Source organism: Acidaminobacter sp. JC074 (assembly GCF_022496765.1).
Classification (GTDB): Bacteria; Bacillota; Clostridia; order Peptostreptococcales; family Acidaminobacteraceae; genus JABXKX01.
Genome location: NZ_VANV01000011.1, coordinates 168,254 through 194,794 on the forward strand (window position 1 = coordinate 168,254; position 26,541 = coordinate 194,794).

Consider the following 26,541-nt stretch of genomic DNA (forward strand, 5'->3'; position numbering starts at 1 on the left):
GGTACATGGGAAAGTATTCAAAAGAAGATTATGAGTTTGAGAGAAACAAGCAGGAAATTCTTGCCTTGACTCAGAGAAAGCCAGTAGAAGACGATAGCAAGTCTGTATGGGCTTATGAACTCGAAGAATATAGAAAGCATCAGAAGAAAGAAAAGTTTATGATGTTTGGGGCTATTTGTGGTATTATAAGTTTACTGTACATCATTGTGAGTACAGCACTTCAGTATTTATAAGGATACAATATGGACAGAGTACAAATAGCAAAAAGAGTAAGTATCATTACAGTTGTATGGAATACCATACTCTCTGTGATTAAGATTGTCATTGGATTTTTTGGCCACTCAAGTGCCATTGTAGCCGATGGTATCCATTCAATGTCAGATGTTTTTACAACAGTCATTGCTTATGTGGGCGTGAATATGTCGGCTAAAAAGGCAGATGATGATCATCAATATGGTCACGAAAAGTTCGAGCCTGTAATGAGTAAGATATTGGCGACTGTATTAATTGTCACAGCATTGATGATTGGCTATAGCGGTATTAAAAACATTTTTAATCCCAACTTAGAAACACCAAGTCAGCTTAACTTATTGGCAGCGGGTCTTTCAATTGTTGTCAAAGAATGGATGTACCGCTACACTAAAAAAGCCGCTGATAAAATCAATTCTTCTGCTTTAAAGGCAGATGCATGGCACCATAGAACCGATGCATTTTCATCAATAGGTTCTTTAATTGGTGTCGGAGGTGCGCTTTTAGGATTTAAATTCTTTGATCCTCTAGCTGCAGTTGTGATCGCAGTAATCATCATCAAGGTAGGTGTAGAAATATACTTGAAATCCATTGATGAGGTTATGGATAAGTCAGCAGATGAGGAAACCATTCAAAAGATTAGAACGGCTGTTCAATCTGTAGATGGTGTGGTAGCCATAGACATGCTATTAACAAGACAACATGCATCTGTAATTTATGTAGATCTTGAAATAGGTGTCAACGGTGATTTAACCCTTTGGAAAGCTCATGCAATAGCAGAAAAGGTGCATCTTGTTGTAGAAGATGAGGTACCACTGGTAAAACACTGTATGGTACATGTGAATCCGTATTAAACTCCCTTAATGGGAGTTTTTTATTTTTTTGTGGTATAAATAGTTATAAGATTACGCATAATAGTTACAATTTCTTATTTGTAATGAAATGACCATTTATAATGAAGTTGAGGTGCTGAATGTTAAGTGTTATAGAGGTTTATGATTTTAATGCAATTTTGTATTATGATTTATCTTCAGAGTATGTTTTTTCAGGAGAAAGTCACAGTCACTGGGAACTCTTGTATGTTGATCAAGGCAGCGTGAGGGTAAAGAAAAACGAAAGTGAACTTGTCCTAAAAGCTGGTGATTTAATTCTCCATGCACCGAATGAGTTTCATGATATTAAAACTGAAGGTCAGATCAATGCACATATATTTGTTGTGGGTTTCATGTGTGAAAGTGATGATTTGATGACCATACATGAAAATGTTTTTTCATCTGATAGGCTTATTCAAGCCAGTTTAATGGGGATTGAAAGTGAGGCTAAGTCCTGCTTCATTTCATGCCCAGTCAGTCATCTAGGTAGTAAGAAGTATCAAAAGCAGCAGGCTGCACCTTTTGCCTGTGTACAAATGATGAAAATCCATTTAGAAACCATCCTTATTAGGCTCTACAGGCAGTCGAGTGAGAAAGGTAGAGTTATCAAGGAAACTTATGGTTATTCTTTCTATGAAGAGATTGAGGACATCATTCTTGAAAATATTTCTCTTAAGTATAATTTAAGTCAGTTAGCGAAGGATTTGTGTATGAGCAAGAGGAGTGTCCAGAATTATTTTAGAAATGAATTGCATACCACATTCAGCGATTTTGTAAGGAAAGTTAAGATGAATGAAGCAAAACGTCTCTTGAACATGAAGACCTATTCTGTCACTGAAATATCAGAAAAGCTTGGTTATAATACCGTTCAATATTTTTCAAGGCAGTTCAAGTTGTCGGTAGCCATGACACCAAGAGAATATCAGAAATCCATCAAAACTAAAGCAGATGACTTGGTCATCAGAAAGGAATGAAAATGCTTAAAAAACATTTAGACTCTTATGTAAAAAGACAAGATGATAATCTTTTAATAGGCAATAGTCTAATAGAACGTCGATGGAAACTTGAAAATGGAAACATGATTTCTGATCTGGTGGTCAATAAAAAAACAGGTAAGGTATGGGAAAATAAACCTTTGACCATGTTTGGAAAAGCTTCAGATATAGTATTTGATGACATTGATTTACAAATTGAAGAGGATGGCTTTATTTCTGTTAAAGTTCTATTCAAAATGAAGAACTTTGTAAGGGCTTATTTGCAAGTTGAAATCAGGCCTAATAGCTCATTTATTAAGACGCAGTTGTATCGAAGGTCATTTAAAGTAGAAGAGGAAAGTAGCCTAGAAGAAAGTCAAGAAGTAAGCGGTATTGAGAAAGTTAATGATAGTCTGCCTGACCTTCCTTTTGATGCAATTGATACCATTCCTTATTCAGATAAACATGTGGAGGCGACTTGTTATAGGTTTCAAGATATGACTGATCGTCATAATAATCTTATACAGAAGACACAAGAATACTTATATTATAAACCTGGTGCTAGACTTGTCACTTATGAAGGCAACATAATGGTTCTTGATGCTTATTTAGAAAAAGAAAAACTTATGCTTATTAAAGACGGCCCTACTCAGTATGGTGGACTGAACAGAAGAGAAAATGATTTTCATATTGTACCAGGTGAGTATATCAGTCTTGTAGGTTCCGGTTTTATTCATGATAATCAAGAATTTAATGGATGGATCCCATCGTATGGTGCTACGATTGGTGTCTCAGATGGTGATATAACAGAGGCCTATAAAAAGTATTACCATGCCCTGATGCAAAAAACGGATCTTTTTATGATGTCTAATACCTGGGGAGACAGAAATCAGGATAAGTGCATCAATGAGTCATTTGTAAAAAAGGAAATAGATGTCGCATCCGATTTGGGACTTGATCTTGTTCAAATTGATGATGGATGGCAAGAAGGTATAACTGCAAACTCAGCTATTCAATCTGGTGGGGTATGGGAAGGATACTACAGTCATAGAAGTGATTTTTGGAAGGTTAATCATGATAAGTTTCCACATGGCTTGGCAAGTTTAGTTGACTATGCTTCTTCTAAAAAGATAGAACTTGCTTTGTGGTTTTCACCGGATTCATCAAATGATTTTGCCAATTGGCAAAAGGATCTGAAAACAGTTTTAGACTTATATAAGAAGTATGGGATTAAATATTTTAAGTTAGACGGCATCAAGATAAGAAGTAAGCTCGGTGAGTATAATTTTATTAGTTTTTTAGAAATGGTTAAGTTGAAAAGTCAAAATGATATTGTCTTTAACATGGATATAACTGCTGAAAAAAGGTTTGGTTACTTGTATGAAAAAGAGCATGCTACCTTGTTTGTAGAGAACAGGTATACCGATTGGGGATCTTATTACCCCCATTATACCCTAAGAAATATATGGGTTTTGTCTGAACTTATACCAAGTCAAAGACTTCAAATGGAGCTTCTAAATAACAAGCGTAACATAAGTCATTATGAGGACCCACTTTCACCAGACAAGTATGATATGGATTATCTGTTTGCTGTTACCATGGTAACGAATCCACTTTTCTGGATGGAGTTATCGTCATTAGAATCTCAAGACATAGAGCTACTTAAAGATACTATAGACAAGTATAAGCGGGTTAGACATAAGTTTCAGGGAGCAAATATTAAGCCTATTGGTGATATGCCCAACGGCATCTCTTATACTGGCTTTGATATTCAAGTTGACGATGACAGTGGTTATTTATTGGTATTTAGAGAAATGCATGACCAAGAAAGCTTCAATTATCATCTAGAAAATCTTGCTTCAAAGGACATTTTATTAAGGAGTCTTATAGGTGAAGAAGTGTTTATGAATCAAGTGAAAAGTATAGATACATGTGGAAGGCTTGAAATTAGTTTGAAGACGACAAGGTCTTATTCTTTGATTGAATATAAAACCCTAGATCGGTGATCTAGGGTTCTTTTGTATAAAATTAGTTTTCATAAGAAAGCTGTGATTAGTTGACTTCTTCTACATGGAAACCATGCTTTTCAAGTGCATCAACAATGACTTTTAGGTGTTCATGGCCATTTGTCTCAATGGTTACTTGCAAGTTAACATGATGGAACCTGTCAGTGGTTCTAAATTGATTGTGATCAAGTTTAACAACATTTGCCTTGTTATCACTTAAGATTTGTGAAATCTGAAGCAACTGACCTGGCGTATCTGGAAGGTCTACTGAGAAGCAGTAGATTCTACCTCTAGAAACCAAACCCTTATTAATGAGTGAAGAAATTGTCAGTACGTCTATGTTGCCACCGCTTAGTAAAGAGACAATCTTCTTGTCTTTTGTCTTAAGTTTCTTAAGGGCTGCCAGTGATAGAAGGCCAGCGTTTTCTGCAACAATCTTATGTTTTTCTACAAGCATTAAAAAGGCTTCCATCAAGTCATAATCATCTACGACGATGATATCATCCACATATTTCTTTATGAGCTCGAAGGTAAGTTCACCTGGTACCTTAACTGCAACACCATCAGCTATGGTGTCGACTTTATTAAGACAGACTCTTTCGTTCATTCTTATAGACTGCTTCATAGCCATTGCACCTCTAGGTTCAACACCTACTACTTTAACACTTGGGTTCTTTTCCTTAATGGCCATGGCAATACCTGATATAAGACCACCACCACCAATTGGTACCAAGACGTAGTCTACATCCTTGAGTTCATCAAGTATTTCCAAACCTATTGTCCCTTGACCGTAGATGATATCTAAATCATCAAAAGGATGGATAAAGGTAAGCTGTTTTTCTTTTTCAAGTCTTCTTGCTTCATTGTAGGCATCGTCATATACATCGCCATGGAGAACCACATTAGCCCCGTATTTTTTAGTCGCTTCTACCTTAATGAGTGGTGTTGTTTTGGGCATAACGATGGTTGCTTTAACGCCAAGCTCTTTAGCCGCATAAGCGACACCCTGTGCATGATTGCCAGCAGACGAACATATAAGGCCTAGCGATTTTTCTTCATCTGTCAAATTGGCTATTTTGTTATATGCGCCTCGAATCTTAAATGCGCCAGTTTTTTGCAAACACTCTGGTTTGATATAAATCTCGTTTTTGTATTCCTGGCTGAACGCTGGACTGTAAATAAGTGATGTATCCAGTAAAACATCTTTTAGTACATTTTGTGCTTTTTCTAATTGCTCTAAGTGCTTCATTTTTCCTCCTTCATAACTGTAGAAAAGAAATGAGGTGTACCAATGGATGTATCAATTAAATACAAAAAAACTCCTCCTAATAAAAGGACGAGTTTACCCGCGTTACCACCTTAATTATTTGTATAAAAACAAATCGCTCACTTCAGTTCTATCAAACCTAAGCCTTTAACGAGGCTAATCGTTTACTCTTACTGACTTCGGAGTAAAAGCTCAAGAGGGATGAATTTATTCAAATGATACTGATTCCCACCAAACATCAGCTCTCTTGGATCATTTTTGTGAATAAACGTGTCTCTTTCAACGCCGTATTATTTAAATATTCTAACAATTTAATATTCGTATGTCAATAGCATTTCAAATCTTTTTTTCAGTATAAATTTTGCCTCTAATTATGTTAAAATAGAGGAGGAAAAGAAAGGAGAATCCTATGAATAGATTTGAAAACTTAGATTATGTGACAAAAGGTTTGAAACCGGAAAAAGTATTCCGTTATTTTGAGCAGTTAAGTCAGATCCCAAGAGGTTCAGGCAATGAAAAAGAGGTATCAGATTACTTGTATGAGTTTGGTAAATCTCTAGGACTTGAGACCATTCAAGATGATGTTATGAATATTATCATTAAAAAGCCTGGAACAAAAGGTTATGAACAAGCACCGGTTGTTATTTTACAGGGACATATGGACATGGTGTGTGAAAAGAATGAGGACACTGTTCATGATTTTACAAAGGATCCATTAAAACTTTACATAGACGGTAATTTACTTAAGGCTGAGGGCACAACGCTTGGAGCAGATAACGGTATTGCAGTGGCTTACGCCATGGCTATTCTTGATTCTGATGATATATCACATCCACCACTTGAGGTAATAGTGACTGTTGAAGAAGAAACAGGCATGGGCGGTGTAATTGGTTTCAAGAAGGAGAATGTGTCAGGTAAGCTTTTGATCAACATTGACTCTGAAGAAGAAGGTGTTTTCTTTGCATCGTGTGCAGGTGGCGTTAGAGCAAATATCTTACTAGATATTGAAAAAGAAGCCAATGAAATGCCTTGTTACAAGATCATGATCAAAGACTTAAAAGGTGGCCATTCTGGTTTAAATATCAAAGATGGTAGAGGTAATGCCATTAAGTTATTAGGTAGATTATTAGATGGTATTGATAACTACAATCTAGTTGAAATTTTCGGTGGTTCTAAACCAAATGCAATTCCTAGAGAAGCTTATGCAGTTATTTCTACAAAAGACATCGAAGCATTAAAGGACAAAGTCAAAGAGCTAGAAGGCGTCTTTAACAAGGAACTTGTTCAAACCGATCACTTAAATATTGAGGTGTTGCCTGTCGATCAAGAAGCATCTTGTTACTCAAATGAGTTAAAGGAACGCATCATTCAAACACTTTTAATGATACCATGTGGTGTTCAAACCATGAGCTTCGCAATTGAAGGCTTGGTAGAATCATCACTGAATATTGGTGTGTTAGCTGAAAGAGAAGGTTCTTTGGTGTTTGAATCTGCTATAAGGTCTTCTGTGAAATCATTAAAGTATGAGATTTTAAATCGTATTGAAGTTCTTTCTAAACTGGTAAGAGGGCATCTAGAGACGGTTTCTGACTACCCTGAGTGGGCTTATAACAATAAGTCCATGTTACAGGATTTGTTTAAGTCTGTTTACAAGGAAACAACTGGTAAAGAGGCAGAGATTGCAGCTATTCATGCTGGCTTGGAATGTGGTTTCTTTGCTGAGAAGTTAACAGATACAGATGGTTCTGATTTAGATATGATTTCTTTAGGGCCAAATATGGCCAATGTTCATACACCTTATGAAGAGTTAGACATTGAATCTGTTGAAAGAACATGGGTATTTTTACAAAATGTTCTTAAGGCAATTCAATAAAGTCAAAAAAAATAACAACTGTTCTTAATTTATTGACTTTTTTCAATTGGAACAGTTGTTTGTTATGTCGATAAAAGGTATGATAGAGTCAGAGATTGTGGGGAGGACTTATGAAGAAAAAAGTAATATTACTGTTGATGATGTCTTTGGTATTATTGACATTTGCAGCATGTTCTAACGATGAAGCTGCTAATGATCTACCATTGAATAAAGAATTGATGAAATTAATGCCTAATGAAGGTTTTAGATGGGCTTATAGGGGTGCAGCTGAGTACTATCATGAAATGGATTTAAAGTCTATCACTGAAGATGAAAAAGAAATTATCTATAAAGTGGAAGGTGAAGTTGAAGATGTTGTTAGCGGTGAACAAGCAACGGATTATACAATCAGCCTTTTCTATAAAATAATGGGTGATTCTGTTATACAGACAAAAACAGCACCTATGATGTTGGATTCTGAATATGATGAGTTGACCATCATCAAGGCGCCACTTGAAAAAGGCACAAAGTGGACGGAACAGGTTAAGAACCAAGAAGGTAAAAAGGTAACACTAGAAGGCGAAATCATCCAAGTTGACGAGGACGAGCGTGGTAACATCTATAAGGTAACTTATGTTGATAAGAAGACCGGTTACTCTGAGACGCGTAAAATCATGGAAAACTTCGGTGTGATTGCATTTACAAAGTTGGTAGAAATTGATGGTAAAAACTTTTCACAAGGTTATGGTCTTTATGGTTCAGGTTCAGGCTATTTAAAGTCAGCTGATACTGAAACAGATGAGCCAGTAGACAATGAAGAAACAGATGCAACAGAAACAGAGACTGATTCAGAAACAGACACGACAGATACTGATGCAACAGATACTGGTTCAAGTGAAACTGGAGATTCAGATACAACAAGTGACACTTCTCAAGAAGATGATAAAAAGGACGAAGAACAGGCTGTCAGAAATGCTTTAGTAGAATTTAATGATGCTTGGATAGAATATGTAAACAATGACAATCAGGCTTACTTTGACTTAATTACATCAAATGGTGTGGCTTATAAAAATGCTAAGAACTTCAACCGTACAGGTTTAACGGAGAAGTTCTTAGTGATGAAGATCAACCAAGTTAATGTATCAGGTTCATATGCGACTGCTAAGGTTTATGAAGAAATTCAAAAAACGAAAGACGGTTCTACGACAGTTGCCAAATACAATTGGATTTATTCTTTAAAGAAGATTGATGGCAAGTGGTTAATCGATGGTTATACGAAACAATAAATTGTACTTAACATAAGAGGTGTTAAATGGCAAAATTAGAAGTTAAATTATTTGGCATACCAGAAGTAAGATATGACGATGTGGAAGTTAAGTTTCCTTTTAAAAAGGCAGATGCATTATTCTATTACTTGCTTTTGGTAAAAAGAACAACAAGGGATCATTTGGTCAATTTATTTTGGTCTGATTCGGAAGAGAATGTTGCAAAGAAAAACTTAAGAAATGCCATTTATATCATCAAGAAAACATTAAACGTTGAGGTATTCATATCACCTCAACGTTCTATGATAGAATTAAACAGCAAGTTAGATCTTAATTTAGATGTAGAGAATTTTATGGCTGAGCCTGGTGATGTGGATGCTTACCGTGGTGGTCTGATTGAAGGTCTAAATCTAAAAGGTTGTGAAAATTTTGAAAATTGGCTTTTGTCACAGAGGCAGTTTTATGAAGGTTTATACATTCAAAAGACTTTGGATTTAGCCCATAAGTACTTTGATGAAAAGCAGTACAACCTAGTAGGTAAGTACTGTAAGAAGTTGATTAAAATCGATCCTTTTGATGAAGAAATTTATCGTATGCTGATGAAATCTTATTTTGAATCTGGTCGTTATGATAAATCCATGACCCTTTATGATGATTTGGTTAGGCTATTAGACGATGAACTGTCCATTAGTCCAGATGAACAGACAACCAATCTATACAATGTTATTGTTCAAAAAAGATCTCAGGCTAAGAAAAAGGCGAAAAAAGAAACCGATGTATTTTTCTACGGTAGACGTAAAGAACTGGATCGACTGGTTAAGAACTATCATAACTACCTTCAAAACAGAGAATACACCCACTATCTGATTCAAGGGGAGTTAGGTGTTGGTAAGACGGCTCTGATGAATACCTTGATTCACCAGCTAAAAAATGACGATGTTGAAGTGGTAAGGGTGTTTTGCTATCAAGCCATTGAAGGCTTTAACTTAAAGGCTTGGGATGATTTGATTGAAAAACTTGGTGGCATAGTTGACGCTCATAATATTGAGATCCCAGAGTTTGTGAAACTGGCTATTGTATCTACTTTCCCATCATTTGAAAAAAGAGGCAGTGTACCAAGCAACAGAAAAACAGATGAACATGTCTTTAGAAAAAGAACGGTTGAAAATGCCATTTATGAGTTGATTAAGATTGTGACTAAGTCTGTTAAACTACTTCTGATATTTGAGGATATCCAGTGGTTGGATGAACCTAGTCAGATTATGCTTAAAAAGCTGATCAACGAAAGATATGCAGACAATCCGGTTGTCTATATCACTTGTAGAAATGCTCATAATGATACCATCGAAAGATTTATTTCTGAGTTCTCTTCTAGAGAGATTATCAGAAGAATACAGCTTGAAAGATTCAGCGAAGAAGAAACTTTATCATTTGTAGAAGCCTATTTAGGTCATGTGGATGAAAAACTAGAAGCTGTCATTTATCCGGAAACCGAAGGAAATGCCCTTTTTATCACCGAGCTTCTAAGTTCATTGGAACATGAGGACTACAGTGCACTGAGTCCTAAAATTCAAGATGCGCTTAAACATAGACTCTTAAACATTTCAAAAGAGAGTCTTCAGGTCATTCAACTGGCATCGGTTTATTTAAAGAGATTCTCAGTTGAAGACATTATTAAGATCAGTGAAAAGAATGAATTTGTTGTCCTTGATCTAATTGAAGAACTAGAATCCATGTATTTGATAAAAGAAGAGCTCAATGACCAAGGTGATGCAGTTTATGCTTTTACTCACAGTAAGATAAAAGAGTTTATTTATAAAGATTTATCTTTATCAAAGCAAAAAATTCTTCATACGCGTATAGCTAAACGCATAGAAGAGCAGATGCTCTATAAGTACGACAGAAATGGCTATTCAAAACTTATATTCCATTATGGACAGGCCAATAATCATATTAAAGTTTTAGAATACAGAATTAAAAACTTATATGAGTATTTACAATCAAGTCATGAAGTTTTTCCTCTTATCAAGGAAAGGGATGTCTTTAACCATGAAAGTATCTTCTTTACTGAGGAAGAAATAGATCATGAATTTGAAAAGATTGAAGAACTCTTTGAAGAGCTAAGAAGAGACTATGTACATGATCATTTAATAGATTTAAAGCTAAAGTTTAAGCATATGATTGGTAGACATTATATCAACAATGGACTTTATGAGAAGGGTCTTCAGGCTATAAGAGAAGTCATTGATATTTCGACTGAAATTGACAATAAAAAGTACTTGATCAAAGGTTACTTACAAAATATCTTTTATTCCATCAATACACATAACATGTCCTTTATGGCTGAAAACTTAAGTACGGCCTTAAGAATAGCCCATAAGGAAGAGATGCGATTTGAAATTGGTATACTTCTAAGATTAAAGGGTTTGTACTTTGTACTTAAATCTCAATTTAAGAAGGGCGAAGAGTTCCTACTTAGGTCTATTGACATTATGAAGAAGTTTAAGGAAAAAGATAAGTATACCTTAAACATTGCTGCAGCCTACTATTATATGGGGGATTCCAATAGGTTTAAGGGTGACTTTGAGGAGTCTATTAGGTATTATGAAAAGGCCATTGAAATCTGTGAAAACAATGATTTACTTGGCAGGTTGACAGTCTTTTATACCAATGCAGGTCATTCAGCCTACAACCTAGGTGACTTTATTCTTGCTCAAAGATACTTTGAATCTGCCATTAAACTTTATGAACAACTTGATTTTCCTTGGAGAAGGTCAATTGCCTATGGTTTCTTAGGTCTACTTCACGTTAAAAAAGGCAATGATGACAAGGCTTTAGAGCTCTTTAAAATGGCAGATCTTTATTCTGCTAAAATGAACAATCCTTATGAACAGGCAGTAGTTTGTAGAATCAAGGCTGAGCTTGAAAATATTCTACTTGAGGGCAACATCTTCTCAATGAAACTGGCTAAGTTTATAGAAGCTGGTGGAGAGGATTATATAGAAAAAGGGATTTATCATTTAAGGAATTTCAAAGACTGTTATGAAATGAGACGATTAAATGAACTTTCTATAAAAAGGGATTTAATATAGCGATCACACTGTGATCGCTAATATTTTTTGTCGTTATTTGGATTGTCATAGGAAACAGCATTTCTACCTTTTTCCTTTGAACGGTATAGACCCTTATCAGCTATGTCTAAGAGTTCTTTCAGGGTTTTACCATCTTCAGGATAGGACGCCAAACCACATGAAATGGTAAAGTGAGGCTGAGTTTCCGTATCGATCTTCTTTCTAAAACGTTCTGCTATGGATACTGCTGTACTCAAACTTGCCTTAGGTAAAACGATTAAGAACTCATCACCACCATATCTTCCTAAAGAATCACTGTCCCGGATGGATTCTCTTGCTATGGCTGCAAGTGACTTTAAACACAAATCACCTTGTACATGACCTAATGTATCATTTAAGTTTTTAAACTTATCTAAGTCAAACATGATAATTGTAAACTTTTCAACTCTTCTATCTAAAGTCAGTTCTTCAACAATATTGAAGATGGCCTTTTTGTTGTAGGCTTTTGTTAAGTTGTCAATCTTGTTGATATGAGACATCTTTTCTTGAACTTCTTTAAGGTGGAAGGTATGTTTGTTGACTTCTTTCCTAAGCTCATAGTTAAACTCATTTTCAAGTTTTTTCAGTTTGTCCTGAAGGGCTTCATCGTACTTGATATTTTCTGTAATCACTTGATCTAAGACATACCATGCTATAAAGGATATAACAATTGTCATTAATGACATATGATAGATTGGATCTAAGAAATAGGACGTAATGATGCCGATGGCCAGTATGCCTATTAAGTTAACGAGTCTTGGTTGACTCTTTCTAAATTGAGAAATCATAAGAAGATAAAGGGCCGTATTCACGATTAAGAGAATAAATGTTAGGTTGATGGCTATGATTTCTTCTACGGGTATAAAGGCGATGATGATACTGATGACTAAGTTGACAATGATAAGTCCTAAGGAGGTGACTGGTGTCTGAATAATAATAAATGTAATAACTGCAAATAGGAAATATGAAAGTTGCCAATATAATCCAGAATCAATGGTTTTGATACTGTTGCTCAAAATAATCATAAATAAAAAGATAGATGAATTGACCAGGATACGTTGTAAAACATCTTTTTCTTTTTTGAAATAAGCACCCACCATGACAATGGTGGAAAGCATGATGATTAATATAAACAATTCTAATTGTACAATTTGTGTTACCATGTAATACTCCTTCTGTCACTATAATTAATTCTACCCAATAATGGTGGCTTTTAAAAGTAAAATTTATACTTTACAAGTGAATTATCATGTATTATAATACAAATAATCAAAGAAGATAAGCAAGGAAGAGAAGAAGTAACTAGCTGTGATGCTAAAAGCGAGTTGGGGATGGTGTAAGCCCGATAAGATAGCAGTAGTGAATAACATCTCAGAGCTTCTAACCGAAATGAAAAGAGTAGGCTTAGACGGGTATCGACCGTTACATCGATGTTGAGTGTTAGCTCATAGTGAGAGATCAATCTTTTGATAAGTAGGGTGGTACCGCGGTTATTCGTCCCTATATCGAAGGGTTTTTTTAATTTTTTGAAGGAGGAAAGAAAAATGAGTTATGCATTATTTAGAGATATTTACAAATCTCCAGAATCATTTACTGGTAAGTCTATTAAAGTAGCTGGTTGGATTCGTACATTAAGAGCTTCAAAGGCGTTTGGTTTCATCGAGTTAAACGATGGTACACATTATAGAAACATTCAAATTGTATTTGAACAAGATATGGAAAACTTTGCTGAAGTAGCGAAATTTTCAATTGCTTCATCAATCATTGTTGAAGGTGAATTAGTTATGACACCAGATGCAAAGCAAGCATTTGAAATCAAGGCGACATCAGTAACATTAGAAGGTGGATCTGATCCAGATTATCCATTACAAAAGAAGCGTCATACATTTGAGTACATGAGATCAATCGCTCACCTTAGACCAAGAGCAAACACTTTCAACGCTGTATTCAGAGTAAGATCAGTAGCTGCTTTTGCACTTCACAAGTTTTTTAACGAGAGAGGTTTTGTTTACACGCATACGCCAATCATCACAGGTTCTGATGCCGAAGGTGCTGGTGAAATGTTTAAAGTAACAACTTTTGATTTAGATAAAGTACCAATGACTAAAGAAGGCGATATTGATTACAAGAGAGACTTCTTTGGTAAAGAGACAAACTTAACAGTTTCAGGTCAGTTAGCAGTAGAAACGCACTGTATGGCATTTAGAAACGTTTATACATTTGGTCCTACATTTAGAGCAGAAAACTCAAACACAGCAAGACATGCTGCTGAGTTCTGGATGGTAGAACCTGAAATTGCATTTGCTGACTTAGAAGATGATATGAACTTAGCTGAAGATATGCTTAAGTACTTAATCAACTATGTGATGCAGGAATGTCCAGCTGAACTTGAATTCTTTGACCAAAGAATTGACAAGGGTCTTTTAGAAAGACTTAAGCTGGTTGCAACTTCAGACTTTGCTAGAGTAACATACACAGAAGCTGTAGAAATACTAGAGAAGTGTGACAAAGAATTTGAATACCCAGTATCTTGGGGTGTAGACTTACAAACAGAACATGAGCGTTACTTAACTGAAGAAGTTTATAAGCGTCCAGTATTTGTAACAGACTATCCTAAAGATATCAAGGCTTTCTACATGAGAATGAACGATGACGGTAAGACTGTTGCTGCAACAGACTTATTGGTACCTGGTGTTGGTGAGTTAATCGGTGGTTCTCAAAGAGAGGAAAGATACGATGTCCTTATTGATAGAATCAAGGAAATGGGCTTAAACGAAGAAGATTACTGGTGGTATCTTGATATGAGAAGATACGGTGGAACAAAGCATGCTGGTTTCGGATTAGGTTTCGAAAGAGCAATTATGTACTTAACTGGTATGAAGAACATCAGAGACGTTATTCCATTCCCAAGAACAACTAAACAAGCTGAATTCTAATGAAATCCTGCATTATGCAGGATTTTTTTTGGCTAAATACTTACCTATATGGCTAAATAGACAAAATAAAAGACCAGACTAGTAGACTATGTTATAGTATTAATGACAAAAGCAAACTCTTGGAAACGGGAGGTCGCAAAGCTATGGGTCTACGGTTAACTATGACTGCCAGGCTGCCGGAGGTAAAAATGAGTTATGAAACCAAACACTTAATGAAATGGGTCATAGCAGTCGCATTATTAGGTATCTTAGTAGTGCTTCTCTTTAACGCATTTGGGGGAGAGATGGTTCTCTCAAGTTTTTTGGAAAGAGTATAATTTTGGATGAGATGATAAACTATAAAACGCCATGAGGTGTTTTTTAGTTTTTTGTAGCTTAACATAAAAAAAACTCCCTTGGAGTTTTTAGTCGTTCTTTAATGTTTTTAGAAAATTTGGATAATCTTGAAGTTTACCTTCGTAGACCACCTTTAGATTTGGTATGGTTGCAAACTCAATGGGTTTGATAAGACCAACATCCTTTTGAAAATCATAGATATCAGACTTTAAAAGTGCTTTGCCAACAAACTGAGAACAGAAGTAATGGTGCTGTCTGTTCAAAGGAATGTTGATCATTGGACCGAAAAGACCTATGACATTGAAACCATAACGTTCCTTGTCTTTATAAAAATCATCAATGAATGCTTTTAGTTTTGAATACTGCACTTCTGTTACGTCTAATGAATATACTTTACAAACTGTATTTTTGAAAACTTTGTAGGTACCACTATCTATTTCTTCTTTAACAAATCCTCCCGAAAACGGGTTTCTTGGATTAATTCTGCCAAAACTGTACAGGGAGTTAAACTCTAAGTCAAGGGCAACTGATACATGAGAGTACTCTCTCAGTGTCACCACTTTTACAATTCGACTTAAAATGGTTCCCGTAAAGGATAACATAATATAAATCCTTTTATTTTTATCTTCCATTTTACCACCTTTTAATAATCACTATTTTAGTTTACCACAATGTCTTATGTAATACTATTTAAATATTATTGAAAAAGAATCAATAATCGATAAATGCTTAACTTCTTTAGGATTAAAGTTGTGGATCTTAAAGATGTATTGGATGGTATGGCCTATGGCAAAGGCAGAGATGATTGTTCCTATGCCTACTTTTCCGCCCATAAGAAAACCTAGGATCAAGGCGGTTGTTTCTATCATGGTTCTTATAAGAGAAGTTTTGCCACCTGTCAGTTTGATAAGTCCTACCATAAGACCGTCTCTTGGACCTGCGCCATAACCCACACTTATATAAAGGTAGATACCATAAGACAGTATCCAGATGCTAAGCACAAGGTATAAAACTTTTGATACAATATGACTTGGCATTGGAATGATTTCAAGGTTATCAATCAAGTTGATAAAAAAGCCGCAGAAATACATATTTAAGATGGTCCCGATACCTGGATAAATCTTAAGGACAAGTGATAAAAGTATGATTAAAAGACCTGTTAGTTGACTGGCAGTACCAAATTGAATATCCAGTATTTTGGATAGACCATCATGAAAGGTTCCCCAAGGATTAAGACCAAGTGAAGCATACCTCATCAAGATAACGCCTAAAGCGATTAAAAGGAAACCTAAAAACAATTGAATGACTTTTTTAAACATATGACCTCTATTCTGGATTAAGTTCCACTTCTAATACGCCAGTCAGGGCACTGATTCTATCGACTACAATCAACTTCTTATGATTGTCAGGACATTTGATCTTAAAGGTAATGACAATGTCTTCATCTTCTGATACATCATGAGCAGTTTTGATACCAATCACATTCACATGCATTTCCTCAAATGTCTTGCTGATTAAAGAGAGTTGACCTACGGTGTTGACACTTGTGATTCTAATTTTAGAGTATTTATTTGAAGACAGCTTTCTTTCTATAATAGGAAAAACTTCAAGTGTTAAGAAAACAAAGATGGTCGCTGGAATGGCAATTTCGTATAAACCACTTCCTAATGCAAGGCCAATGCAGGCTGTTGTCCATAAAGAAGCTGCAGTGGTTAAACCTTTAACGGTATTCTTATTCTTGATAATGGTACCTGCACCTAGAAAACCGATGCCGCTGATAACTGCAGCACCAAATCTACCGGGTTGCACTTCAGCAGAACCCACCATAATCTCTACAAGATCTATGTTTGTAATCATAACAATGGTTGCACCAACGCTGACAAGGATATGGGTCCTAAAGCCTGCTGGTCTGTTAACGGATTCTCTTTCTAGTCCAATAAAGCCACCCAGTATACATGCGATAAAAATTTTTAGAATTGTTTCGAGTGTGTGTGATGTCATAATTTCTCCTAATGTTTTTATTTAAGTATACACCTAAACGAAAAAAAGAACATCACTGTTCTTCTTCCCATGCATCTAATTTTTCTTGAATTAATTCATAAGTTTTATCTGTAATTTCTGGTAGTTCGCCACCCATGAAGTTTTTAGCTTGTTCAAAACCTTCATCAATGGCCTCTCTTAATAATTCTAATTTACTCTTGTCTCCATTAGAAATGGCTTTTGCAAAATCGACAATTCTATCACTGACAGCCTCAGGGCTAAGTGGACCACCTTCGTCAATCATCTGCTTTGCTTCATCTCTGGCTTGCTGGTCTACTTGAATATCCTCTGGTTTCAGATCAGCTAGTTTTTCAACTTCGATACCTTGTCTACGTAATAAGTCTTCTACAATCTGTCTTAGATGTGCATGTGCTTTTTCAGCTTCCTCTCTAAGAAGCGAAATATCAATTTGATCTTTTGGTTCCATAGATTCTGCTTTGTCGGTGATGGTTCTTTCAACAGATACCTTGGCATAAGTTGACTCGCCTTCAATTTTAACCTTCTTGGAACCATCATTTTTTTGTACCTTAATCTGAGACTTATATGCTTCGATTTGAGCTGTGTCGACAATTCTCATAGCAATACCTCCTTATATGTACATTCTTTATATTTATATCGTCAAAATCTGAAAAATCTTTAATTTGACGTTTTTCGGACGACCGAGTAATAGACTAACATTAGTAAAATAAGAAAGGGGAAAACACATGTTAAACAACTTAAACATTGGGGAAACAATGACAATTAAACTCGATAAGGTTTTACCTGAGTATCCTACATTTGAAGAGGGTATCAGAAGAGCACCTAAAAGAGAGTTTACTTTAACACAAGAGCAAACTGAATTGGCTCTTAAAAATGCATTAAGATACGTAGACGAAGAATTCCATGAAATCTTAGCACCTGAGTTCTTAGACGAACTTTATACACATGGTAGAATTTATGGTTACAGATTTAGACCACAAGGTAACATTAAAGGTAGACCAATCCAGGAGTACAAAGGTAAGTGTGTGGCTGCTCAAGCAATCCAAGTTATGATCGACAACAACTTAGATTTTGACATTGCACTATATCCATACGAACTCGTTACATACGGTGAGACTGGTCAAGTATGTCAAAACTGGATGCAATACAGACTGATCATGAAGTACTTAGAAGAAATGACTGAAGATCAAACTTTAGCAGTTATGTCTGGTCATCCACTAGGTTTATTTTTATCACATCCGGAAGCGCCAAGAGCAGTAATGACAAACGCTTTAATGATCGGTATGTATGACAACCCAGAAGCATGGCACAAGGCTGCTGCACTAGGTGTTGCAAACTATGGTCAGATGACTGCTGGTGGTTGGATGTACATTGGACCACAAGGTATTGTTCACGGTACTTTCAACACTGTTATGAATGCAGGTAGAATCAAGTACAATGTTCCTGATGATGGTGATTTAGGTGGTTTATTATATGTAACTTCTGGTTTAGGCGGTATGTCAGGTGCTCAAGGTAAAGCGGTTAAGATTGCAAATGGTGTTGGTATCATTGCAGAAGTTGACCACTCAAGAGTTATGACTAGATACGAACAAGGTTGGGTAGATGAGTATTCTGATGATCCAGCTAAGTGTTACGAACTGGCTAAAGAATATATGGACAAAAAAGAAGGCCGTGCGATTGCATTCCATGGTAACGTAGTAGATCTATTAGAGTATGCTGTTGAAAACAACATTGATATCCACTTATTATCAGATCAAACTTCTTGTCATGCACCTTATTCTGGTGGTTACTGTCCTGCTGGCTTAACTTTCGAAGAAAGAACAGAGTTATTAGGTACAGACAAGAATGCCTTTAGAAAATTAGTAGATGCTTCTTTAGTTAAGCACTATGATATCATCAAGAAGTTAGTAGCAAACGGTTCTTACTTCTTTGACTATGGTAACTCATTCATGAAGGCTATCTACGATGCAGGTGTTCAAGAAATCTGTAAGAATGGTAACGATGAAACAGATGGTTTCATTTGGCCTTCATATGTAGAAGACATCATGGGTCCTATGTTATTTGACTATGGTTATGGACCATTCAGATGGGTATGTTTATCAGGTGATCCAGAAGATTTAAGAAAGACTGATAAGGCTGCTATGGGCGTTATCGATCCAAACAGAAGAGGTCAAGATAGAGACAACTATGTATGGGTTAGAGATGCAGAAGAAAATAAATTAGTTGTAGGTACACAAGCAAGAATTCTTTACCAAGATGCTTTAGGTAGAAGAGACATTGCACTTAAGTTTAACGATATGGTAAGAAAAGGCGAAATCGGTCCTGTTATGTTAGGTAGAGATCACCATGATACAGGTGGTACAGATTCTCCATTCAGAGAAACTTCTAACATAAAAGATGGTTCAAATGTGATGGCTGAAATGGCAACACAATGTTTCGCTGGTAACACTTCTAGAGGTATGACAATGGTAGCACTTCACAATGGTGGTGGTGTTGGTATTGGTAAATCAATCAACGGTGGTTTTGGTATGGTTCTTGATGGATCTGAAAGAGTTGATACAATTCTTAAGAGAGCTATTCCATGGGATACTATGGTTGGTGTTGCTAGAAGAGCATGGGCAAGAAATGAAAATGCGATTACAACATGTGCTGAGTACAATGATATTCGTACAGATGATCACATCACAATCCCATTTGTTGCGGATGCTGACTTAGTTAAGAACTTAGTTTCTAAGACTTACAAAAAATAATAAAACATATATCCTGAACACTGTTCAGGATATTGTCATATAATAAAAATTACATGGAGGATGTTATGACTCAAAAAAGAAAAATTGTACAATGTGTACCAAACTTTAGTGAAGGTAGAGACTTAGATGTTGTAGAAAAGATCGTTGCACCTTTAAGAGGTAAAGAAGGCGTTAACTTGTTAAGTTATGAGCCAGACAAAGATTACAACAGAATGGTTGTTACAGTAATTGGTGAGCCTCAAGCTGTTAAGGCTGCGGTTTTAGAAGCAATTGGTGTGGCTAGAGAATTAATTGACATGACTAAGCACGAAGGTCAACACTCTAGAATGGGTGCTACTGACGTTGTACCATTTATTCCAATTAGAAATATGTCTATGGATGAAGCTGTAGAGTTAGCTTCTGAAATGGGTAAGGCTATCAATGAAGCTTATGATATTCCTGTATTCTTATATGAAGATGCTGCTACAAAAGCTGATAGAAAGAACTTAGCAAAAGTAAGAAAAGGTCAATTCGAAGGTATGCCTGAGAAGTTAAAGGACCCTAACTGGGCACCTGATTTTGGTAAGCCAGAAATTCACCCAACTGCTGGTGTTACTGCTGTTGCAGCTAGAAAGCCATTAGTAGCTTACAACATTGATTTAGATACAACTAATGTAGAAATCGCTAACAAGATTGCTAAGGCGATTCGTCACTCTGGTGGTGGTTACAGATTTATTAAAGCAGGTGGTGTAGAGATTCCTGAGAGAAACATCTGCCAAGTAACAATGAACTTAACTGACTATACAAAGACTTCAATTTACAGAGCATTTGAAGCAGTTAAGATGGAAGCTAGAAGATACGGTGTTAATGTAACTGGTTCTGAAGTTGTTGGTTTAGTACCAATGGAAGCATTAATTGACGCTGCTGCTTACTACTTAGGACTTTACGGATTTGATATGGATAAAGTTCTTGAAACAAGTTTAATGGAGTAATTATGGAAAAATTACTGATAATAAATGCTAATGAATTAGTAACTTGTTCAGGCTCTGCTGCCAAATTTGGTGTAGAAGCTATGAACGATTTAGGTGTGATTGAAAATGGTGCCATCGCTATGGAGGATGGTATCATCACACATGTTGGCACGACTGAGGAAGTTATGTCTCAGATCAATGCTGATGAGTATGGTGTTATTGATGCAGCTGGTAAAGCTGTTACACCAGGCTTTGTAGATTCTCATACCCACTTTATCTTTGGTGGTTACAGAGCAGATGAGTATGACTGGAGACTTAGAGGTCTTTCTTACGTAGAAATTATGGAGCGTGGTGGTGGTATCATCAACTCTGTAAAAGGTACAGAAGACGCTTCATTAGAAGAGCTTGTAGACTTAGGTCTTAAGAGACTAGACAGCATGCTTTCATTTGGTGTAACAACTGTAGAAGGTAAGTCAGGCTATGGTCTTTATAAGGATACAGAACTTAAGCAGTTAGAAGCTTTAAAGATCTGTGATGAAAGACATGAGCTCGATGTTGTAAAGACTTTCTTAGGTGCTCACTCAGTACCAAAAGAGTACAAGGGTAGAGGTATGGACTTCATTGATTATACAATCGAAGAAGTGCTACCTGTTGTAGCAGAAAATAAGTTAGCAGAGTTCTGTGATATCTTCTGTGAAGATAAGGTATTCTCTGTAGAAGAATCAAGAAAATTATTACTTAAAGCTCAAGAGCTTGGTCTTAAGTCAAAAATTCATGCGGATGAAATTGTACAATTAGGTGGTTCTGAATTGGCTGCTGAAATAGGTGCTACGTCAGCAGACCACTTGTTACAAGCTTCTGATGAAGGTATCAAGGCTATGGCTGAGGCTGGTGTTGTTGCGACTTGTTTACCATGTACAGCCTTCTCATTAAAAGAGCATTATGCTAGAGCAAGATATATGGTAGATCAAGGTTGTGCTGTAGCAGTAGCAACGGACTTCAATCCAGGTTCTTGTCATACAGAGTCAATTCCACTAGCTATTGCATTATCAACTTTATATATGGGCTTAACAACTGAAGAAACGATTACAGCGCTTACAATCAATGGTGCTGCTGCAGTTGGTAGAGCAGATACAGTAGGATCTTTAGATGTAGGTAAAAAAGCGGACGTCATTGTTCATGAGTTCCCATCATATAAGTTCTTACCATATCATATTGGTGTGTCTACAGTTGAACTTGTTATAAAAAATGGTCAAGTAGCATTCGTTAAATAGGAGGACAAATGTTAATTAATAAAAATATTACAGATTTTGTTGCAACTACTGCATCAAATGAGCCAGTACCAGGTGGTGGTTCTATTGCAGCACTTTCAGGTGCTTTAGCTGCTGCTCTAGCAGAGATGGTTGCAAACCTTACAATTGGTAAGAAGAAGTACGTAGAAGTAGAATCAGAAATGAAAGGTATTGTTGAAGCTTTAGAAGTAAAGCGTCAAGAACTGATTGAATTAATCGATAAAGATGCCAACTCATTTGATGATGTTATGAAGGCATTCAAGCTTCCTAAGGAAACTGACGAAGAAAAAGCTGCTAGAACAAATGCTATTCAAGAAGGTACTAAGTATGCTGCAAGTGTACCACTTCAAACTGCTAAAGTTGCTTTCTCAATCATGGAGTACTCTAAGATTGTAGTTGAAAAAGGTAACACAAATGCAGTAACAGATGGTGCTGTATCTGCTATGATGGCTAGAACAGCTGTATTATCTGCTTTAATGAATGTAAAGATCAACTTAGGTTCAATTAAAGATGAAAAGTTCGTTGAAGATATGACTGCTGAAGTCAATGAACTAGAAGCTGCTGCAATCAAAACTGAAGGTGAAATCCTATCACTTGTTAAATTATAAGACTTAAAAATCACATCTTTCGATGTGATTTTTTATTGAACAAATTTAAGCAGTTTGTTTGAAGTTGTATCAGCTAATTTAACTAAAAGCATAAAGACAATGATAACCAAGGTTATATGTGTATAATGGAATAAGCTGAAGTGAAATTTGAAGTAGTAACCTAGTCCACCTGCTCCTGCAATACCCACTACGATCGTTGTTCTGAGAATAATTTCCCACCTGTAGATAATATATGAGACAAAACGTTTTATGACGCTAGGGATAACACCGTAAATAAGTAACTGTGGTCTAGATGCGCCAGTAAATCTTAGGTGTTGTAAAGGCTCATCCGGCAGACTTTCTATAACGTCTGCACATAATTTTGAAATAATGCCATAGTTGTGAAGACCCAGAGCCAAAGCACCAACCCAGATACCTGGTTTGAAGATAAATACCAGTATCATAGCCCAGATAAGTTCAGGTACTGCTCTTGTGATGATGTAGACTAGTCGTGTTAAACCGTAGGCTATGGGATGGCTAAAGCGTTTTGTTCCTAATACCAAGGTCAGTAACATGGCTGTTGTTGCAATAGAAATTGCGACGAAGCTCATTTGAATGGTTTTAAGTGTTAGAAATAAAACTTGCTGGATTTCTAATATATCTGTAAATGCTGGGTTTTGATTTGTAAAGCCTAGCAAATCTTTTATTAACTGAAAGGCAAAACCTAGATTCTTGCTGGTAAGCATGTCATCATAGATTGCACCCTGGCCAAAACCTATATAAAAGAATGAAATAACAATCATGGAAAAAAAGATTGCAAGACTGGTCTTTTCATGAGTTCTTCTTCTGTACTGAGCAGTCCATGCTTCTATTAAGATGACAAAAAATATGAGTACATAGATGTAGGTAAACATATCATTAAATCTTAAATCATTTAACATCAGTTGTATTTTCAAGCCAATGCCAGAAATACCTACAAAACCGAGTACAGCAGAAGACCTAAAGGCACATTCAAGACGATAAAATGTATAGCTCATGAGTTGGGGAAGGGCCTGAGGTATATAGCCATAAAGTATAAGTTGACCCTTTGAAGCCCCTGCCTGTTTTAAACGTACAATAGACTGTGTGTCTAGTTGTCTAAAGATATCAGTAAAAACTTTACCAAGCATGCCCGTATAGGGAATGGCAAGGGCTAAGATGCCTGGCATTGGTTTTAATCCGAATATGGTCACTAAAAAGAGTGCCCAAATGAGTTCGTGAACAGCCCTTGATCCTGAAAATATACCATGAATGATTTTCCTAATAGTCCTGTTTGACTTAAGGAGTTCTGATGCATAAAGACTCAATATAAATGAAAAAATTAGAGCTATACCTATAGCTGAAAAAGCATAACTTAAAGTTATAATAGCAGCCTCGAAAGCTCCAGGTAGCTGCTTTAGTGATGGTGTAAAAGCAGCTTGAATCATTTCCTTAGCATTTGTTAAACCATTTGCGTTAAATGATATTGGTGTAAATATCAAGGAGATTAGAATAAGCACAAGAATTGCCCATATAAGTACATGTTTACGCATAAAGATCACCAATCATTTTTTCTGTGAGCTGAGTAGACTGAATATCGAATACAAGGCAACCGTCTTTTATACCGATGATACGGTCAAAATATTCTTTGGCATAATCCACCTGGTGAAGTATGGCTATAATTGTCTTGCTATCTAAATGATGAATTAAAAGTTGAATAGCTTCCTTAGCCAGTTTGGGATCTAAGGCAGCAATGGGTTCGTCGGCCAATATAATGTTTGGATTTTGAACGATGAGCTTTGCAATGGCTACTCTTTGCTTTTCACCGCCAGAAAGATGGGCTGTTTTCTTGTTGACATGTTCAGCCATTGAAACCTTTTGTAGGGCTTCTAGAGCAACTTCTTTTTCAAATGGTTTTACTAGTGAAATCATCGATTGGATGAATGACCAGTCTTTTAACTTGCCGGACAAGACATTGTGAATGACCTTAAGGTTGTCTATCAAGTGAATGCCTTGAGAAATGACACCAATTTGACTGGCAAAACTCTTATTATCCTTGTATGACTCTATGGCATGGCCATTGATGATGATTTGTCCACTATAGCTTTCATCAAGTTTAGATAAAATATTGAAAAGAGTGGTCTTTCCAGCCCCACTCGGTCCAATTATTGCAACTTTTTCATTTTTTTCAATGGTCAAATTAATGTCTTTCAGAATTGTCTGGTTATCCTTTACACAATTCAGATTTCTGACTTTAATCATAATGACTCCGTTATTCTATAATATCTAGTGATTTTGCAACATCTAATATTGCTTGGTAATTATCATTGTTGGTTTCAACAAAACCTGTATCTTGGAAGAGGGCCATAATCTCTGGATTATCTGCACCGAACTTAAGTAGTGCTGATTTGATTTTATCTTTTGAACCTTGACCAAATGTTTTGTCTACATCTGTGATTGACCAGTTATAATCGAAGTAATGTGGTGTGGTATAAAATACTTTGACTTTGTCTGTATCCACTTTACCTTCATCAACAGCCGATTCCCAGACTGCAATGTTTAAGGCACCTGCATCAAATGTACCTGATTCAACCAGTTTCCAAGTCTTGTCATGAGAGCCTGAATAGTTCGGGATGTCTGAGAATGTTTCCTCTGGTGTAAGACCTACTTCCATCAAGAAAAATCTTGGCATTAAATGACCAGACGTTGAACTTTCACTACCGAATGTAAAGGATTTATCTTTTAAATCATTTAGATTTTCGATTGTATTGGCAGTATTATAAATGAATACTGATTCAAACTCAGCATCTCTTGGTCTATGTGCAATTGCTTCAGAACCTTCAACTTGACTTCTGGCTTGAACACCAGTTAAACCACCAAACCATCCTAGGTGGACTTCTTCACGGCTAAAGCCTGTAACCAAAGCTGCATAGTCTGCAGAAGGTACATATTCCGTTTTAATACCTGTTTCTTTTTCAATATACTTGGCAAGTTCATCAAAACGTTCTGTTAATGTAGAAGTGTTCTGATCTGGGATACCGCCAATAATTAATGTTGCTTCTTCTTTAGGTTGACAACCCATAAGTGTTAATGTTAATAAAACTAGTAATAATATTTTTTTCATAACTTCCTCCTAGCAAGAGTATATACTAGACTTGTTTAGTAGAGAAATAGTAAATATCGATACTAGACTTCTTAAGTATAAAAAAAACCTATTGAAAACAATAGGTTAACTTAACATGGAAATGCCTGATTCATTTAAGAAAGCTTCATGTTCAACCAAACCACCAACAATAATGTCTATATGGTCGTTAAACTCAATGCCCAAGTCTTCTCTTGAAGAAGTTAGTTCTTCACGGTTAACAGCTTTAGCAAAGGCCTTATCTTTCATTTTCTTCTTAACAGACTTGCCCTTTAAGCCTTCAAGTCGAGTAGGGCGCATAAGAGCGATTGCAATAATAAAGCTTGCCATTTCATCTACGGCATGTAAACATTTCTTTTCATTGTTGTCTCTAGGGATACCCATATCATCACCATGAGATAGGATGGCATCAACAAAGGTCTGATCGTCTGTGAAGTCCTTTAAAAGTTCTGGTGCCTTGTGTGGATGAACTTCCGGATACTTTTCAAAATCTATGTCGTGTAAAAGACCGAGCAGTCCCCATCTTTCTACATCTTCATTAAAATGTTTTGCATAAGCCCTCATAGCTGCTTCTACGGCCAAAGAGTGTCTCATCACTCTATCTGTTTCTACATGTTGTTTTAATAGTTCTAAGCCTTGTTCTCTTGTCATAATTACCTCCACATCTTTTTTAATATAATAGTTGAAAATGCTGAAGATAACAAGACTTATCAGAATATTTGGTGATTTATATTTTCTTTATATATGTACATATTATTTTAGATTCTCATAATATATCAAGAATAGATAAAATAAAGAGCTTTTTTATGTTTTATCTGCACAGAGGTGTTAGAATATAAACAAGTTATGAATGACCCCTTCATACCTCATTAGAGAAAGCCTCTCTAATACTAGCCCCAAAGACTACCTAACCAAC

General features: G+C 36.0%; 23 protein-coding genes, 1 riboswitch and 2 other annotated features. Of the genes, 13 read left to right on the forward strand and 10 right to left on the reverse strand.

Annotation, left to right across the window (positions count from 1 at the left end):
• Positions 1-5: 5 nt before the first annotated feature.
• The 4 genes from EZV73_RS13970 (at position 6) to EZV73_RS13985 (ending at position 4,101) form a co-directional block, all read left to right on the forward strand.
• A complete protein-coding gene (locus EZV73_RS13970; protein ID WP_240840954.1) occupies positions 6-233 on the forward strand; it encodes a hypothetical protein in 228 nt (75 codons plus the stop codon).
• A gap of 9 nt (positions 234-242) precedes the next feature.
• Entirely contained in the window at positions 243-1,103 is an 861-nt protein-coding gene (locus EZV73_RS13975) for a cation diffusion facilitator family transporter (protein WP_240840955.1), read from the forward strand.
• 119 nt (positions 1,104-1,222) lie between these two features.
• Positions 1,223-2,095 carry an AraC family transcriptional regulator gene (locus EZV73_RS13980; RefSeq protein WP_240840956.1) on the forward strand — a complete coding sequence of 291 codons (873 nt, stop codon included), beginning with the start codon at positions 1,223-1,225 and terminating at the stop codon, positions 2,093-2,095.
• A 2-nt stretch (positions 2,096-2,097) separates the two neighbouring features.
• Positions 2,098-4,101 (forward strand): glycoside hydrolase family 97 catalytic domain-containing protein, encoded by a 2,004-nt coding sequence (locus tag EZV73_RS13985; RefSeq protein WP_240840957.1) that lies wholly within the window; start codon positions 2,098-2,100, stop codon positions 4,099-4,101.
• A gap of 46 nt (positions 4,102-4,147) precedes the next feature.
• Here the strand turns inward: EZV73_RS13985 and ilvA are convergent, their stop codons facing one another.
• Entirely contained in the window at positions 4,148-5,350 is a 1,203-nt protein-coding gene (gene ilvA / locus EZV73_RS13990; RefSeq protein ID WP_240840958.1) for a threonine ammonia-lyase, read from the reverse strand.
• Positions 5,351-5,430: 80 nt separating this feature from the next.
• Positions 5,431-5,660, reverse strand: a binding site (T-box leader).
• A 117-nt stretch (positions 5,661-5,777) separates the two neighbouring features.
• Here ilvA and EZV73_RS13995 point away from each other — a divergent pair.
• The 3 genes from EZV73_RS13995 (at position 5,778) to EZV73_RS14005 (ending at position 11,577) form a co-directional block, all read left to right on the forward strand.
• The gene (locus tag EZV73_RS13995) at positions 5,778-7,241 is read left to right on the forward strand and encodes an aminoacyl-histidine dipeptidase (RefSeq protein ID WP_240840959.1); all 1,464 of its coding nucleotides are present in this window, start codon (positions 5,778-5,780) and stop codon (positions 7,239-7,241) included.
• Between the two features lie 110 nt (positions 7,242-7,351).
• Entirely contained in the window at positions 7,352-8,506 is a 1,155-nt protein-coding gene (locus tag EZV73_RS14000) for a hypothetical protein (RefSeq protein ID WP_240840960.1), read from the forward strand.
• Between the two features lie 26 nt (positions 8,507-8,532).
• Positions 8,533-11,577: a tetratricopeptide repeat protein gene (locus EZV73_RS14005; protein ID WP_240840961.1), complete on the forward strand. Its 3,045-nt coding sequence runs from the start codon at positions 8,533-8,535 to the stop codon at positions 11,575-11,577.
• 17 nt (positions 11,578-11,594) lie between these two features.
• Here the strand turns inward: EZV73_RS14005 and EZV73_RS14010 are convergent, their stop codons facing one another.
• Entirely contained in the window at positions 11,595-12,758 is a 1,164-nt protein-coding gene (locus EZV73_RS14010) for a GGDEF domain-containing protein (RefSeq protein ID WP_240840962.1), read from the reverse strand.
• A 113-nt stretch (positions 12,759-12,871) separates the two neighbouring features.
• Positions 12,872-13,100: a binding site (T-box leader), on the forward strand.
• A gap of 39 nt (positions 13,101-13,139) precedes the next feature.
• Between EZV73_RS14010 and asnS the strand changes: the two genes are divergently transcribed.
• Together asnS and EZV73_RS28670 are read left to right on the forward strand one after the other, a co-directional pair.
• Positions 13,140-14,531 (forward strand): asparagine--tRNA ligase, encoded by a 1,392-nt coding sequence (asnS, locus tag EZV73_RS14015; RefSeq protein ID WP_240840963.1) that lies wholly within the window; start codon positions 13,140-13,142, stop codon positions 14,529-14,531.
• A gap of 100 nt (positions 14,532-14,631) precedes the next feature.
• Positions 14,632-14,712: riboswitch (cyclic di-GMP riboswitch) on the forward strand.
• 7 nt (positions 14,713-14,719) lie between these two features.
• On the forward strand, positions 14,720-14,848 hold the full coding sequence (locus EZV73_RS28670) for a hypothetical protein (RefSeq protein ID WP_255813402.1): 129 nt from the start codon (positions 14,720-14,722) through the stop codon (positions 14,846-14,848).
• Positions 14,849-14,935: 87 nt separating this feature from the next.
• Here EZV73_RS28670 and EZV73_RS14020 read toward each other — a convergent pair whose 3' ends face one another.
• Genes EZV73_RS14020 through EZV73_RS14035 form a run of 4 tightly spaced genes read right to left on the reverse strand, consistent with a single transcriptional unit; the run spans position 14,936 to position 17,484 of the window.
• Positions 14,936-15,499, reverse strand: coding sequence for a hypothetical protein (locus EZV73_RS14020; RefSeq protein ID WP_240840964.1), 564 nt, complete (start codon positions 15,497-15,499; stop codon positions 14,936-14,938).
• A 54-nt stretch (positions 15,500-15,553) separates the two neighbouring features.
• The gene (locus EZV73_RS14025) at positions 15,554-16,186 is read right to left on the reverse strand and encodes a YitT family protein (protein ID WP_240840965.1); all 633 of its coding nucleotides are present in this window, start codon (positions 16,184-16,186) and stop codon (positions 15,554-15,556) included.
• A gap of 7 nt (positions 16,187-16,193) precedes the next feature.
• Entirely contained in the window at positions 16,194-16,868 is a 675-nt protein-coding gene (locus EZV73_RS14030; protein ID WP_240840966.1) for an MgtC/SapB family protein, read from the reverse strand.
• 52 nt (positions 16,869-16,920) lie between these two features.
• Complete coding sequence (locus EZV73_RS14035; protein WP_240840967.1) at positions 16,921-17,484, reverse strand: hypothetical protein; 564 nt, start codon at positions 17,482-17,484, stop codon at positions 16,921-16,923.
• A 127-nt stretch (positions 17,485-17,611) separates the two neighbouring features.
• Here EZV73_RS14035 and EZV73_RS14040 point away from each other — a divergent pair, with 127 nt between their 5' ends.
• From EZV73_RS14040 to EZV73_RS14055, 4 genes are all read left to right on the forward strand, one after another.
• A complete protein-coding gene (locus EZV73_RS14040) occupies positions 17,612-19,636 on the forward strand; it encodes a urocanate hydratase (protein WP_240840968.1) in 2,025 nt (674 codons plus the stop codon).
• Between the two features lie 65 nt (positions 19,637-19,701).
• On the forward strand, positions 19,702-20,607 hold the full coding sequence (gene ftcD / locus EZV73_RS14045) for a glutamate formimidoyltransferase (RefSeq protein WP_240840969.1): 906 nt from the start codon (positions 19,702-19,704) through the stop codon (positions 20,605-20,607).
• A gap of 2 nt (positions 20,608-20,609) precedes the next feature.
• Positions 20,610-21,860, forward strand: coding sequence for an imidazolonepropionase (gene hutI / locus EZV73_RS14050; RefSeq protein WP_240840970.1), 1,251 nt, complete (start codon positions 20,610-20,612; stop codon positions 21,858-21,860).
• A gap of 8 nt (positions 21,861-21,868) precedes the next feature.
• Complete coding sequence (locus EZV73_RS14055) at positions 21,869-22,486, forward strand: cyclodeaminase/cyclohydrolase family protein (protein ID WP_240840971.1); 618 nt, start codon at positions 21,869-21,871, stop codon at positions 22,484-22,486.
• A gap of 32 nt (positions 22,487-22,518) precedes the next feature.
• Here EZV73_RS14055 and EZV73_RS14060 read toward each other — a convergent pair whose 3' ends face one another.
• From EZV73_RS14060 to EZV73_RS14075, 4 genes are all read right to left on the reverse strand, one after another.
• Positions 22,519-24,036: an ABC transporter permease gene (locus EZV73_RS14060; protein ID WP_240840972.1), complete on the reverse strand. Its 1,518-nt coding sequence runs from the start codon at positions 24,034-24,036 to the stop codon at positions 22,519-22,521.
• Positions 24,029-24,745 carry a phosphonate ABC transporter ATP-binding protein gene (locus EZV73_RS14065; protein WP_240840973.1) on the reverse strand — a complete coding sequence of 239 codons (717 nt, stop codon included), beginning with the start codon at positions 24,743-24,745 and terminating at the stop codon, positions 24,029-24,031. Before EZV73_RS14065 ends, EZV73_RS14060 begins: the two co-directional genes overlap by 8 nt.
• A 10-nt stretch (positions 24,746-24,755) precedes the next feature.
• On the reverse strand, positions 24,756-25,607 hold the full coding sequence (locus tag EZV73_RS14070; protein ID WP_240840974.1) for a putative selenate ABC transporter substrate-binding protein: 852 nt from the start codon (positions 25,605-25,607) through the stop codon (positions 24,756-24,758).
• 105 nt (positions 25,608-25,712) lie between these two features.
• Positions 25,713-26,276: an HD domain-containing protein gene (locus EZV73_RS14075; protein WP_240840975.1), complete on the reverse strand. Its 564-nt coding sequence runs from the start codon at positions 26,274-26,276 to the stop codon at positions 25,713-25,715.
• Between the last annotated feature and the right edge of the window lie 265 nt (positions 26,277-26,541).